The following is a 13652-nucleotide window of genomic DNA, read 5'->3' on the forward strand; positions in this document are numbered from 1 at the left end:
GGTTAGGGGGGATCGAAACTGCAAGAATACACTTTAGAAGACGTGTGTACACCACCGTAGCTGGGGTTGGGGGGAGATGGGGGGATCTATAAGAGTTTGAAAACGCGCCCTAGGGGGAAGCAAGCATAAAATATAAGATTTCTCAGACACCCTCTTTGAATCGCTACATAAGTTTGCTCTGTTTATCTATTAATAAAGTAGGGAAAAAAAATGAAGATTTCGTGAAGGTGTGTCCATTACGATCGCTGTCTCTAATTTTTTAAAATTATTGCAGTTCCAGTCTTTATGACATATTGTGGCTTATAAAAATCTTGCAACTGTGCGGTGAACTCTATATTAGAGGTAGCAATTTTGCGGTATGGCTAAGGAGAAGCGTTGGGAATGAAGGCGTTTCTCGCATACTCGAAAAACCCCACTTTAACCTCCTGTTGGTGGGTTTGAGAGTGGGGATATAGAATGAGTAGCTAATGAATTAGTAAGACTTTAGTTCTTAGTGTAACTATCAATTACCTTAGCTAAGCCCGGTACTGCTTCCTCCACGTGCTTCTTAGCCGAACTGCGGAGTTTGCTATATACGCCTTTCACGGTTGTGTTTTGGCTTTTTTCGATCCTTTCATCTGTAACACTGAGCAACGCGTCTGCGGTACGAGTACGATTTTGAACTAAGTGTGCGACTGGGTCTCCTGTTTGTACACCCTCATTCCAAATGGGATCGAGTGCTGTGAGGGATTGCGGTAGAATCCTTTCAATAGCACCCGTGCAATACGTGGGCGCAATTCCTTTAACCGCAGCGTAGCCAGCTTTCAAAGCTAACCCAGAAACGCCTCCCATTGATGCAACTTGTTCGTCTAGCAACTTTGTACAATCAGCTACAACCCGATCCTTTTTATTTGGGTTTGAAAGACCATCACAAAGCCCCATTTTAATTCTCCTTAAATGGTAAACTAACTTATGTTTATTCAATCTCTACTTACTAGAAAGTAGGAAATGATAGATGTGAAATCGGAAAGCCAGAAAATTTTCTCAACTTTCTCATATAACTTAAATGGAAAAATTTCAGTAAAAGCAACCTGGAATAAGGACTGAAAAAGCTACCTGTGCTTGAAAAGCAAAGCTATATATAGTTCTGCTAATCTGTCTAGCTTTTTTCATCTTTATCCTTTTGAATTAGGTTAATTTTCATTAACTGTTATAACCATAATTGCTGTTTATGTCAACTAAGAACAGACAAAACATACAACCAATCAATATTCATACTATATGAAGTAAGAAAAGAAAGTAAGTTCATCAATTCTTTAATTAATAAGTCAGAAACGTAAGGATTTAGGGAAGTCTTGACAATTCCATTTGAAGGGCGTATTCTTATTTTCTGGAAAGCTTAATTGCAGCTAGCGATCGTTTCGTTCACTTTTTTATCTCTTCGTAAGATATATAAAGAAGTTAGGTTGCCTATTAAAACCTATTTTTTCATATATATAAATTATATTTAATTGTTGAAATATAAGTGGGATAAGCATTCCCTACTATTGAATGTAATACCAATTCTATATGAGGTTGCGCTTAAAATTCCCTCACATTGGAAATGTGGGGCTATACAAACAAAGCCCGCCTGCGCGGGCTTACTAAATGCAATTTATACAAAATTGAGAAGTACTAATACGGTAAAATAATGTAAATGATATAACTGTTAAAGGTGGCTTTTATACTTAAATTCACCTACCTACGCTTCAGGTAATCTATGGTGGCTTGTAGATAACACATCAAAATTTGAGTTTTCGCTAACATAACAAAAAGTAAAGAGTGTATTGACAGTCTCATGGGTTAACTGCATGTTCAACTTAGCTATGTGCGTTAGCGAAGCTTACCGACAGTATCATTCTGTAAATCAGTGGCTTGGTCTAAAGGCGACACTTTCTCAATGGCTGACAACACCTGTTGTTATCGTGTTACCACTCTTGTTTCTCGTTTTATTACCTTGGATTTTTCCCCGACTGCGTTGGAAACGCATCATCAGTACTTTGGGAGTGTTGTTACTGGTTGTATACTTTAGCGCCACTTTTCCACTCACGATCGCAGTTGCAAAAAAAGGATTAGTTGCTTTTATTCCCCCTGACTCTGGTACCGGTGTAGATGCAATTGTTGTACTGGGACGGGGGAAACCTTTTAGAAGGTCGCGAGTGGAAGTTGCTGCTGAACTTTGGAAAGCCCGTCGCGCACCTTTGATTTTTGCTAGCGGTTCAGGTGATGGTTCTGAAATTGTCGAGCAACTTAAAGAAAAAGGTATTCCCGCTTCCGCGTTAAGCGAGGAGCATTGTTCTGAAACGACTAGAGAAAATGCGCTCTTCACCGCATCAGAATTACAACCAAGAGGAGTCAAGAGAATTTTGTTGGTAACCGATCCCCCTCACATGTTGCGATCGCTACTCACTTTTCAAAGTCTGGGGTTTGAAGTCACTCCACATACTAGCCCCGTACCAAGTGGGTTATCTTCAAGTAAAACCGCAGTGCTTTTGTTTTATGAGTATATGGGCTTAGTGAGCTACGGTTTACAAGGGCGATTTTTACCTCAAAATGGAAAAGAGATTGCTCCACCCGTTGCAAAGGTCAAAAACTTGCAAACTCTGGGGAATTTGTAATAAATCAAATTGAAAAATACCCGCTTTACCCTGAGGGTGAGCATTCCTGCTCACCCTCGAATTACAAGGGTTTAATATAGCAATCCTATCTAATAGTTTGGACAGGTTTTGAATAGCGCACAGCAATAGTACTATTGAATTATCATTATTTAGGTTGAACGTTGGCGTTCGCTGAAGGAAAATTAAGCTGAAATTGACAAAGAAGGATTTGTCTTGTATTCAAGATAAGCTCCATCAAGATGATTGTTCCACTTTTCTTAAAAACTTATTATGGCTCTAGTACTAATAAAGCTGGGAGGGTCTCTCATTACAGATAAGGAAAAACCTTACACTGCTCGACCCGAAGTTATGCAACGATTGGCTAGAGAAATACATTATATACGGGCTCAAAATCCCAATCTCAAATTAATTATTGGCAATGGAGCGGGTTCTTTTGGTCATCAGTCGGCTAAGAAGTACAACACTATCGAGGGTTTTGTCTCTCCTTCTGAAAAAATGGGATTTTGCCTGGTACACCAAGATGTTTTAGACCTCAATCTCTTACTAGCTAAGATTTTTTTGCAAACAGGTCTACCAGTGGTTAGCTTACCTCCAGTAACAATGGTTGTGACTGAGAATCAAAAGCTAATAGAAAGAAATTTTTCATGCATAGATAACAGTTTAGCAACCGATTTAATTCCTTTAGTTTTTGGTGATGTTGTTCTGGATAAGGAAATTGGCGGTACTATCCTCTCTACAGATACTTTATTAGCAGAATTAGCTAAATATTTCCTCAAGCAAAATCAAGATAAAATTATTTTAATTAATGCTGGAGATTATCCGGGAGTTCGCGATCGAAAAGGAGACGTTATTTCTCTAATTACTAAAAGTAACTATTGTGAAATTGAAACCGCTTTAGGTTTAAGTCACTCAGTAGATGTCACTGGGGGAATGAAAAAGAAAGTAGAAGAGTTTTTAGCTATTTCTAGTTTGGGAATCGATTGCTGGATTCTTGATGGAAGTATTCCTGAAAATTTAGTTCGGGCTGTTTTAGGAAAACCAACTTCAGGTACTCTCATTCGAGCATTCTAATAAGTAAACTATCTACACCGCTCTTTTAGTTGCACAAACAATAGTACACATATCATGGGTTGAACTATATGTACTATGCCCAATGCCCAACTGTATACGTCTGATGGCGAGCAGTGCCCACACAACTTGGATTATTTGGTAATGTATGTTACATTATGAAAAACGCTAAGAATTTTGTCCCCTAGTATCTTAAGTCATAATCTTGATTGAGCAACAGCATAAAATTAAGACTTGCACCGATCGTTTGGTCAGTTAAAAATAAAGTTGGTGAATGCACGCGGGGAAACTAACGTGAGTGAAGGGTTCGATTACGATTTAGTGATTTTAGGCGCTGGAGTGGGCGGACATGGTGCTGCTCTACACGCCGTTAGCTGCGGTCTCAAGACAGCGATTGTCGAAGCGGCTGACATGGGAGGAACTTGTGTTAACCGAGGCTGCATTCCATCTAAGGCACTGTTAGCAGCATCTGGGCGGGTGCGGGAATTACGTAATGCTCATCACCTCAAGTCCCTGGGTATTCAATTGGGAAATGTTGAGTTTGACAGACAGGGTATTGCGGATCACGCCAACAATCTTGTGGCAAAAATTCAAGGTGACCTAACCAATAGCTTGAAGCGCTTGGGTGTTGATATCATTCGTGGTTGGGGTAAGGTCGCAGGGACACAAAAAGTCACTGTCACAACAGATAGCGGTGAAAAAACTATTACGGCAAAAGACATTATTCTTTCCCCTGGGTCTGTACCTTTTGTCCCTCCGGGTATTCAAGTAGATGGCAAAACAGTTTTCACAAGCGACCAAGCGGTAAAATTAGAATCATTACCCGAATGGGTAGCAATAATTGGCAGTGGTTACATCGGATTGGAATTTTCTGATGTTTACTCGGCATTGGGCAGTGAAGTCACCATGATAGAAGCCCTAGACCAACTTATGCCGGGATTTGACCGCGATATTGCCAAGCTTGCGGAACGGGTTTTGATTGCGAACCGTGATATTGAAACCCATGTAGGAATATACGCGAAAAAAGTGATTCCCGGTTCACCTGTCATTATTGAGTTAGCTAATTTTAAAACCAAAGAAGATGTGGACGTACTGGAAGTGGATGCTTGCTTGGTAGCAACCGGACGCATACCTGCTACACAAAACTTGGGTTTAGATTCTGTAGGGGTAGAACTGGATCGCCGGAATTTTATTCCAGTTAACGACAATATGGCTGTGCTGTCCGCAGGTGAACCAGTACCGCACTTGTGGGCGATTGGGGACGCTACTGGTAAGATGATGCTTGCCCATGCAGCCTCAGCTCAAGGAATTGTAGCTGTGGAAAATATTTGCGGGCGTCGTAAAGAGGTAGACTACCCCAGCATTCCCGCAGCAGCGTTTACCCACCCGGAAATTAGCTACGTTGGGATGACTGAAACTGCTGCTAAAGAAAAGGGTAGCGCAGAAGGATGGGCGGTAGGAACAACTAAGAGTTACTTTAAAGGCAATTCCAAAGCCCTGGCTGAAGGTGAAGCAGACGGAATGGCAAAGGTTATATATCGCAAGGACACGGGCGAAGTGTTAGGCGTCCATATCTTTGGAATGCACGCTTCGGATATTATCCATGAAGCCTCAGCAGCTATTGCCAACCGTCAATCCGTTCACACCCTTGCTCATTTGGTTCACGCCCACCCAACACTATCAGAAGTGTTAGACGAAGCCTACAAACGAGCAGTAGCTTAATAAATGATGAATTATGAATGATGAATGCTGAAAAACTAGCAATTCACCATTCATAATTCATAATTCACAATTCATAATTTTTTTATGCAAATCCGTCGCCGTCGTCCCAACCCATCCGTGGCTGTTTCTATAATGCTGTATCAGGTCGCTGTTCCTGATGCTCAGCCAAACAACATATTAGAGGAAATTGTTTGGCACAAAGAACAAGAAGTTGACATCATGCGGGAAAAGGTACCCCTACAAGAGTTGCAGCGTCAAGTACTGGATGCACCTCCAACTCGTGATTTTGTGGCGGCTTTGCGTCAAGGCAAAACACAGCCAGCACTGATTGCTGAGGTAAAAAAAGCTTCTCCCAGTAAAGGGGTTTTAAGGGAGAATTTTGACCCAGTGGAAATTGCTCTAAAATATCAACAGAGCGGTGCGAGTTGTATTTCGGTACTTACGGATGAAAAATTTTTCTCTGGCAGCTTTGAAAATTTAACTAAGGTTCGTTCTGCCGTAGAATTACCGTTGCTGTGCAAGGAATTTATCATTTATCCTTATCAAATGTACAGAGCACGTGTTGCGGGTGCAGATGCAGTCTTATTGATTGCAGCAATACTGAGCGATCGCGATTTACAGTACTTTATCAAAATTGCCAAAACTTTAAAAATGGCAGCTTTGATTGAAGTTCATACTCTAGCAGAACTCGATCGCGTTTTAGCTCTTGATGGTGTGACCTTAATAGGTATTAACAATCGCAATTTAGAAGATTTCTCCGTTAATTTGCAAACCACTTGCGAACTGATAGCCGCAAGGAGCAATTTATTACAAGAGCGTAACATTCTAGTTGTGAGCGAATCGGGATTCCACACACCAGAAGATTTAGCAATAGTAGAACGTGCAGGAGTCTCTGGTGTTCTTATTGGAGAGTCTCTTGTAAAACACCCAGACCCAGGGGAAGCGGTTACCAACCTCTTCGCTAAATCTTCATCGCCTGCCAAATTAGGGCTTTAACCAAATTATTTTGGCTTATGTAACAATTTATGTAATGACAAATTACCAGTAAGGATAAAGAGTAAAGGATAAAGTAAGAAAGGTTGATGCTTCGCCATTCCCTCTTCTTTCAGACTTTATACTTTATACTTCGGTACACTTATCCAAAAATTGCAATCAAAAACTAACTACATGGAGCAACTTCCTCTGCCTTCACCTGTCCATTACGAACTTATACTGCAACTGCTAGAAAGGCAAACTCTGTCAGCAGTCAGTAGCAACCCAAATTTAAGGAATCAGGTGAACCAGCTTATTATTACTCTCAGAAAAGCCGTTGCACAACAAAAGCAATTAGAAGAAGCTTGCCAATCATCCTCTATAGAGGTAGATCATCGTTGGTCGCTCAATCACCTAAACACCGAACAAGTTGTTACCCCTGATTGATAAAAAACTTCCATCATGAATTCTTATAGGCAAGTTTAACTCCGCCATCACTCAAACAGTTCGCAATTCGCAATTGATTTTTCGATTGATTGCAATTTGCGAATTAGTATGATTTTTTATTTTCCAAACATCCACCAAGCACCAACCAAATGAGAAAGCGGGCTGAATAATTCGCCCGCTTCTCAGACTTATTCTGTTTGACAGATCTATAAGGTCCGCAATTGCTCGCATTCTGAATCAGCCTTTGTACAAGGCAAGGCAAATCCCGCATAGTAGATTATCCTCAACGACCATCCTATAACTACGCAGTTTCCAACCAGTCATAGATTTGTTCTAACTGGTCCATAGTGATCAAGCCATACTGCCAAAGAATCATTGGTAAAGGACCCGGATCTTGCTCTCGATGGCGAAGGGCAACAGCCATGCAGGCTGTCGAGATCGCTAAATCTTCCTGTAAAAAATGAATAAACCTGGAATATGTTGATGGTGACACCCTTGTGGACCCCCTAAATTGAGAATTAAAGTGTACTTAAGTATATCAAGTAAAATTTTTTCCAGCACCGACGTTTTTTTTGATGCCAATAGAGCTTCGGCAAACACTTGTATCAGTTTCCGGATTTTCTTGAACAAAGCGGATTATATTAACTCAAGCTTATGTGCCACTAGCTTTTGAGTTTCAAATAGCACAGATTCTTGTTCGTTTTAACTTTATCCTTTGTACCTTAGTACCCCAGTTAACTACACCTGCACTAAGAAAGATTCCTTAGATAATACTCCCTTATTGACTACACTTTACACTTACGTCAAAAGAAATATCTTTTGCAATCTGGAGTTAAATCCATTATCTGACTTGAACGCAGGAATGCTTACTGAAACGCATTGTATCAAATATTAATCTTATAAAAGCTCTCTTTACAGATACGTAATACTTTTTTTACAAATGCTTCAAAAAAACTCAGAGTACAGAATATCACAGGCAAGCTATTCTGACTCCTGAGTTTTCACTTCTTTTTTCAGAACACCTTATTTCAACGAAGAACCAGATTTAAGAAATTCAATTTTGATACGAGATCCTTCTTTCAAACCAAGTTCAGATGCTCGCCCAGAACGCAGTTCAATAACTTGGTTAACTGGCGTGTCAGGACCGTAGGTAGGACAAGGGGTGCGGTTACAGGGAGGGACGGAAACAGCGATGTGTTTTACAACACCATCAAGCATAAAGACCATATCGAGAGGAACAGGTACATCCTTCATCCAAAAGCTAGCTTGAAACGCTGAGGGAAATTGAAAGAGCATTCCTCTATCATCAGGTAAAGCAGGTCGAAACATCAAACCCATTGCCTGCTCTTGGGTTGTTCGGGCTACTTCCAGTTGAATTTTTGCATTATTAGGAACAATAGCAACGGCTGAAATTGGTAACTGCTGACCGGCTTTGGCTGTAAGTGGCGCTTTCTCCTGATTCATTTGTGCTTGAGTTTGAGAACTAGGAGTACCTGTAGGCGATACTGCTGATGTCTGAGTAGAACAACTCATCAGCAATAGACTCAACATTATTGATAGGATGCATAGTCGATTCATCATAACAGGTGCGTGTTAGTTGTTAGTTGTTAGTTATTGGGTGTTAGTGGTTGGGTGTTGACAACAAATCCTACTAACCAACCACTAACTATTCTTCTAAGATTCTCTCAACACATAACCTACTCCCCTCACGGTTTGAATAAGTCTCTTTTGACCTTCATCTTCTATTTTTAACCGTAAGTAGCGAATATAAACTTCTATCACATTTGATTCACCCATGAAGTCGTAACCCCAAACGTTTTCTAAAATTTGTTCGCGAGTTAAGACTTCACGAGGATGTTCCATAAGATACTTGAGAAGTTCAAATTCTTTCATCGTCAAGTCAATTGCTTTACCGTTAAGTACGACACGACGAGTCGCTATATCTAACACTAAATCTCCAAAACGCAGTTGTTCGGTTGTATCGATATCAGGTTTTAAGTATAAGCGAACTAGATTTAAAAAATCTTCCGCTCTATATGGCTTGAGAAAGTAATCATCAGCTCCTGCTTCCAAACAGGCTACGCGATCGTCAACTGTATCTCGCGCCATCAAGACTAATACGGGCGATCGCGCTCCAGTAGTTCTAAAACTTTTACATAAGGACAATCCAGATTCTCCTGCTAGCATTCGGTCAATCACAATTAAAGCAGGCTGACGTTCTCGACTGTGTTGTATTCCACTCACCCCATCATGAGCCACAAGAGGCTCATAACCTGCTTCTTTTAAATCAAAAGCTAGCTGATTGGCGAGACTTTCGTCGCTTTCAATAACTAAAACACAAGGGTTATGAGCAACTGTCATATAAATTCTATACTTTAGATTTTAGATTCAGGTAGAGGTGCAATTGTTTCTTAAAATAAAAAATCCTGATTTAACAAGCTGTCTACCCAGTTGTAACACGTACAAGTATCAGCTAATAAATCAAGACAGTCAGTAAACTTAACGACTTATTTAAAATTTTACCCATACGCAGTCATCGGTAGCCAGCGAGCAGTGACCGTTGAGTGTTATGGCAATTCCACAGACGTTGGTTTGGCAATATGTGGTAAACCCCAACCTAATTTTTCTCGCAAGATTCTGAAAAATTCTGGAGTTTGCAAGCGGATAAATCGGGCGCTGTATTGCGATCGCTCTAAATACACCCTATCCTCTGGAAGAACATAGCATCCACCATTGCCATCTACCACCATAACCAACCGAGGAGTATTGACTGGGTAGATATTAACGGGTTCGCTATCTGGAAAAACCAACGCCCTAGAAGCTAGAGAATGGGGACAAATGGGTACTAGTTGCAATACTGGTACGCCAGGAGTGACTACCGGACCACCAGCACTTAAAGAATACGCTGTAGAACCAGTTGGCGTAGATACAATCACACCATCAGCAGCAATATCCACTGGTGCGTGATGACCTATGGCTATTTCAAAATGGCACATAGAGGTCAAAGGTTCTCTATGTAGCACCATTTCATTTAAACAAAGGGCTTCCCAGAGAGCAGCATCCGAGCGAAACACTTTGACGCTGAGCATCGCTCTCTCTTCAACCTCATATTGACCCGCCAATAGTTGTTCTACCGCTTGAGGGATCTGGTTGAGGTAAGCTTCTGTCAAAAACCCCATATGACCCGTGTTTACCGTTAATATCGGAATACCACGAGGAGCAACAAGACGGGACGCCGCTAAAACCGTACCATCACCGCCTAACACCACTGCAAATCTCATTTCTGAGTCAAAGCCAGGAGGTGTTAGACCTTCAATCGGGGTGTGACATACGGGGCTTTCAGGGGTTGAATAGCCCAATATCCCACCGACACCACTTGTGATGCAAACATCCCAGCCTGCAGTGGTGAACTTTTCCTTTAATTCGACAGCGATTCGACCCGCTATCGGTTTAACATCATTGTATATAATGCCTGCTTTGGGCACGCTCAAACATCCAATTCTTAGCGACTCGCTTTCTTTAGATAATCGTTACACATTTTGGACTATTTTTGTCCTTGTGTTATTTGTCTTCAGCCATCGGTCAATCGTGTAACCGGGATTAACCAACGACCACTAACTGTTAACTTTTTTAAAGGGTGTTTTTTTGGGTTTTTGTTTTTTAGTGTTGGTTTGCTCGTAATCTATTTCTTTAAGTTTTTTCATTATACGACTGAAGTACTCTTGTAAGTAAGTTTCTAAAGTTGTTGTTTCGTTGCGCTCCAATCCAAAGGTTGTGTAAACTTCATCCATAGACGCTGTCAGGGGCTTACCGCTTGCCAAAACCTCTGTAAAAGCCAGCCGATCTGCTACATTCCATCCCCACTGGAAAAACCGCAAGGCACGACGCATGGTGCGGAGCAAGTTAATGGGCATTCGCGTGATCCTAGCTTCTTTTCCGGCTAGGCGTTCGCAAAGACTGATAATTTCCTCTGCACTCCAAGCACGAGTTCCAACGACAGGAAAAGCTTTTTTCTCCGTTTCTGGCACTTTCAAAGCCCGAATAGCGAATTTGGCAATATCTTGAGTATCCATGTAAGCAATGGGTGAAGATTCACCTGTTACCCAAACAGGCTGTCCTTCCAAGACAGGAATTCCATACTGACCGATTAAGCCTTGCATGAAACCGGCCAAACGCAATATGGTGTAGTTTAAACCTGACTCTGCCAAAAACAGTTCCGTACACCGCTTAATTTCCATTAATGGCACTTCTGGGTATTTGTCAGCATCCAAAATGGAGAAAAAGATAAACCGCTCTACACCAGCAGCACGCGCAGCTTGGATCAGAGAGACTTTACCTTCCCAATCTACCTGTTTAATACTGAGAGAATCTGTAGGACGAGATGTTGCCGCATCAATAACTGCGGTTACACCCTCAAGTGCCGATGTTAGTGTTTCGGGGTAAGACAAAGAACCAGGTACTAACTCTGCTCCCCACTCTTTAAGAAACGCGGCTTTCTTTGCACTCCGGACAAGACAACGAACTTTATAACCTTCGTCGAGCGCACGACGAGCTACTTGCCTTCCCAAGGTGCCAGTGGCACCAACTATTAATAATGTCATGAGAGTTTGTAACAAAAATTATTATAGAATATTATCAGAATAACTCATGTCAACAAAAATTTACAAAAGAAAGCATCAAGGATAAAAAGCCAGTAGTTGAAACCTCGACCTGCATTTTATCCTTAATACTTTATCCTTGTTCAGGCGGTTACTCTTCTGCTCCTTGGATTTTTAACAACAACGTACCTAAAGCCCAGCCTACAAAGATCAAACCGAAAGACAGTAGAGCTGCATTAAACATTTCGCCGCCCATAAGCGCAAATCTCCTTTGTAAAGTGTTTCATTAAGTTAAGTTTACCAGATGCTTGAAAGCGCTCCTGTATGATTAGACTTATGTTAACGATTGTAAAGGAAGAGGATTTGGCGATAAGGGGGACAAGGGAGATAAGGAGATAAGGGGGACAGGATAGAATACTCATGCCCAATCCCTAATTCCTAACATTATGCGTAAATTACGTTTGGCACTAACATTGGGAGACCCAGCAGGAATCGGTCCGGAAGTTATTCTAAAAGCTTTAGCAGACCCAGCAGTAGGCAAAAACTGCGAGATTACAGTAATAGGAAATCGAGAATTAATAGTAAAAAATTATATAAGTTTTTCTAAAACTGCGAATTCAGAACCATTGGTCAATCCAGAAAAACTTTCCATTCTTAATGTAGCAGCAGCTTTGCCTTTTCAAGATAATATCGTTATCGGTCAGGGTAATGCAGCTAGTGGGTCAGCAAGTTTTGCTTACATGGAAGCAGCTATCAGTCATACTCTTGCAGGTCAATTTGATGCAATTGTGACAGGTCCAATCGCAAAATCAGCATGGAAAGCAGCAGGATATGATTACCCAGGTCAAACAGAACTTTTGGCAGAAAAGTCAGGTGCAAAACGCGTGGGGATGTTATTTGTAGCGCGATCGCCTCATACAAACTGGTTACTTCGGACATTGCTAGCAACAACACATATCCCCCTCAGTCAAGTCCCGCAATTTCTGACACCGGAACTTATGACGGCAAAACTGGATTTGTTGGTAGAGTGTTTGGAAAAAGACTTTGGGTTAAAAAAAGCGAGAATTGCGATCGCAGGTTTAAACCCTCACAGTGGGGAACAGGGACAGCTAGGACGCGAAGAACAAGAATGGTTAATACCCTGGATAGAGCAAGAGCGTAAAAATCGTCCAAACTTACAAATAGACGGTCCGATTCCACCAGATACAATGTGGGTCAAACCCGGTCAAGCTTGGTACGGAAATGGCACAATCCAAAATCCCGCCGATGCTTACCTTGCTTTGTACCACGATCAAGGTTTAATTCCAGTAAAACTGATGGCGTTCGATCGCGCCGTCAATACATCTATAGGTTTGCCTTTCATTCGGACATCCCCAGATCACGGTACTGCATTTGATATTGCAGGTAAAGGCATAGCCGATGCAACAAGTATGAAAGCAGCAATAGAGCTTGGAGTATTCCTGGCGAGCGAGCGATTGAAAGCAAAAATAGGGACTAAGGACTAGGAACACCGGGACAAGGGAGAGGGGGGAGACAAGGGGGACAAGGGAGAAGTACTAATCTCCAATTCCTAGAAAAAATTGAATAACTATAGCAATGAGAACCAGTAATGATACGATTGTCCACGGTGTCTTCTAGCCAAAAGGGGCAACGATGAGTAACAGAAGTAACCTCCTTCGTAACGTACTAATTGGTGCTGGAGTTGCAGCAGTTGGTGCTATTGGAACCAAAGCAGCCGTTGATTATTTCAAGAATCGGGGGCAAGAAGAAGTTGTTGGGACGCGAGGTGGTGATGAAGCTGATGCCGAACCAACCTCTCCAGAAGAAGTTGCTTATGCGACAGTTGAACCAAGTTCGGTTCAAGATTTTCTAGACAAAAGTTTTGGCGATCCCGGTCGTTATGTTCCCACTCGTCCACCAAAAGTATTTGATTATCAGGGCCAACAATACATGGTGATTTGGGCGCGTGACAACAAGCAAAACAAAAATCAGATGTTGGCTTTTGCTTATGTAGACCAAAATCGCAAAATGATTGCTAGTGTTGGGTATACCAATGACAAAACAGACTACAATCTCAATCTGGGTGGTACACCTTTTGCCGTTGAAGTTAACGGTCAACAACTGACGTCAGGGCAATCAGAAACTGGTGGCACTGATGAAGTTGATTTTGTTCTGGCTGCTTAGTTAATATCAATTAATGTTATCCCCG

The 13652-nt window shown here is 41.6% G+C and carries 14 protein-coding genes; 7 read left to right on the forward strand and 7 right to left on the reverse strand.

All coding sequences use genetic code 11. The features are described from left to right. Positions 1-483: 483 nt before the first annotated feature. The gene (locus AB0756_RS00530; RefSeq protein ID WP_038085149.1) at positions 484-921 is read right to left on the reverse strand and encodes a DUF6918 family protein; all 438 of its coding nucleotides are present in this window, start codon (positions 919-921) and stop codon (positions 484-486) included. Positions 922-1829: 908 nt separating this feature from the next. On the opposite strand from AB0756_RS00530, the gene AB0756_RS00535 reads away from it, so the two are divergent. From AB0756_RS00535 to AB0756_RS00555, 5 genes are all read left to right on the forward strand, one after another. Then, entirely contained in the window at positions 1830-2636 is an 807-nt protein-coding gene (locus AB0756_RS00535; protein WP_038085147.1) for a YdcF family protein, read from the forward strand. Positions 2637-2906: 270 nt separating this feature from the next. Next, positions 2907-3707 (forward strand): isopentenyl phosphate kinase, encoded by an 801-nt coding sequence (locus tag AB0756_RS00540; RefSeq protein WP_038085145.1) that lies wholly within the window; start codon positions 2907-2909, stop codon positions 3705-3707. A 291-nt stretch (positions 3708-3998) separates the two neighbouring features. Then, positions 3999-5426 (forward strand): dihydrolipoyl dehydrogenase, encoded by a 1428-nt coding sequence (gene lpdA / locus AB0756_RS00545; protein WP_038085193.1) that lies wholly within the window; start codon positions 3999-4001, stop codon positions 5424-5426. Positions 5427-5510: 84 nt separating this feature from the next. Continuing rightward, positions 5511-6422, forward strand: coding sequence for an indole-3-glycerol phosphate synthase TrpC (trpC, locus tag AB0756_RS00550; RefSeq protein WP_038085142.1), 912 nt, complete (start codon positions 5511-5513; stop codon positions 6420-6422). 171 nt (positions 6423-6593) lie between these two features. Next, entirely contained in the window at positions 6594-6845 is a 252-nt protein-coding gene (locus AB0756_RS00555) for a DUF5340 domain-containing protein (RefSeq protein WP_038085139.1), read from the forward strand. Positions 6846-7146: 301 nt separating this feature from the next. On the opposite strand, the gene AB0756_RS00560 is transcribed toward AB0756_RS00555, so the two are convergent. From AB0756_RS00560 to petM, 6 genes are all read right to left on the reverse strand, one after another. Next, entirely contained in the window at positions 7147-7338 is a 192-nt protein-coding gene (locus tag AB0756_RS00560; RefSeq protein ID WP_038085137.1) for a DUF2949 domain-containing protein, read from the reverse strand. 530 nt (positions 7339-7868) lie between these two features. After that, positions 7869-8426, reverse strand: coding sequence for a DUF192 domain-containing protein (locus tag AB0756_RS00565; RefSeq protein WP_038085134.1), 558 nt, complete (start codon positions 8424-8426; stop codon positions 7869-7871). 93 nt (positions 8427-8519) lie between these two features. Then, positions 8520-9206: a response regulator transcription factor NblR gene (gene nblR / locus AB0756_RS00570; RefSeq protein WP_038085132.1), complete on the reverse strand. Its 687-nt coding sequence runs from the start codon at positions 9204-9206 to the stop codon at positions 8520-8522. A gap of 206 nt (positions 9207-9412) precedes the next feature. Further along, positions 9413-10330, reverse strand: a complete 918-nt coding sequence (locus AB0756_RS00575) for an NAD(+) kinase (protein WP_038085130.1) — start codon at positions 10328-10330, stop codon at positions 9413-9415. A gap of 129 nt (positions 10331-10459) precedes the next feature. Further along, entirely contained in the window at positions 10460-11446 is a 987-nt protein-coding gene (locus AB0756_RS00580; RefSeq protein ID WP_038085128.1) for an SDR family oxidoreductase, read from the reverse strand. Positions 11447-11594: 148 nt separating this feature from the next. Continuing rightward, positions 11595-11699 carry a cytochrome b6-f complex subunit PetM gene (petM, locus tag AB0756_RS00585; protein ID WP_038085124.1) on the reverse strand — a complete coding sequence of 35 codons (105 nt, stop codon included), beginning with the start codon at positions 11697-11699 and terminating at the stop codon, positions 11595-11597. A gap of 190 nt (positions 11700-11889) precedes the next feature. Here petM and pdxA point away from each other — a divergent pair, with 190 nt between their 5' ends. Then, positions 11890-12948, forward strand: coding sequence for a 4-hydroxythreonine-4-phosphate dehydrogenase PdxA (pdxA, locus tag AB0756_RS00590; protein WP_050045500.1), 1059 nt, complete (start codon positions 11890-11892; stop codon positions 12946-12948). Between the two features lie 148 nt (positions 12949-13096). Next, positions 13097-13627: a hypothetical protein gene (locus AB0756_RS00595; protein WP_038085119.1), complete on the forward strand. Its 531-nt coding sequence runs from the start codon at positions 13097-13099 to the stop codon at positions 13625-13627. The last annotated feature ends 25 nt before the right edge of the window (positions 13628-13652 follow it).

The sequence above is a fragment of the Tolypothrix campylonemoides VB511288_2 genome, assembly GCF_045999855.1.
GTDB lineage: Bacteria > Cyanobacteriota > Cyanobacteriia > Cyanobacteriales > Nostocaceae > Scytonema > Scytonema bouteillei_A.

Excerpts from the sequence above, each read along its gene's own strand:
- pdxA (WP_050045500.1), top strand. The coding sequence starts at position 11,890 with ATGCGTAAATTACGTTTGGCACTAACATTGGGAGACCCAGCAGGAATC.
- trpC (WP_038085142.1), top strand. The coding sequence starts at position 5,511 with ATGCAAATCCGTCGCCGTCGTCCCAACCCATCCGTGGCTGTTTCTATA.
- AB0756_RS00540 (WP_038085145.1), top strand. The coding sequence starts at position 2,907 with ATGGCTCTAGTACTAATAAAGCTGGGAGGGTCTCTCATTACAGATAAG.
- AB0756_RS00580 (WP_038085128.1), bottom strand. The coding sequence starts at position 11,446 with ATGACATTATTAATAGTTGGTGCCACTGGCACCTTGGGAAGGCAAGTA.
- nblR (WP_038085132.1), bottom strand. The coding sequence starts at position 9,206 with ATGACAGTTGCTCATAACCCTTGTGTTTTAGTTATTGAAAGCGACGAA.
- AB0756_RS00530 (WP_038085149.1), bottom strand. The coding sequence starts at position 921 with ATGGGGCTTTGTGATGGTCTTTCAAACCCAAATAAAAAGGATCGGGTT.
- AB0756_RS00555 (WP_038085139.1), top strand. The coding sequence starts at position 6,594 with ATGGAGCAACTTCCTCTGCCTTCACCTGTCCATTACGAACTTATACTG.
- AB0756_RS00595 (WP_038085119.1), top strand. The coding sequence starts at position 13,097 with ATGAGTAACAGAAGTAACCTCCTTCGTAACGTACTAATTGGTGCTGGA.
- petM (WP_038085124.1), bottom strand. The coding sequence starts at position 11,699 with ATGGGCGGCGAAATGTTTAATGCAGCTCTACTGTCTTTCGGTTTGATC.
- AB0756_RS00565 (WP_038085134.1), bottom strand. The coding sequence starts at position 8,426 with ATGATGAATCGACTATGCATCCTATCAATAATGTTGAGTCTATTGCTG.
- AB0756_RS00535 (WP_038085147.1), top strand. The coding sequence starts at position 1,830 with ATGTTCAACTTAGCTATGTGCGTTAGCGAAGCTTACCGACAGTATCAT.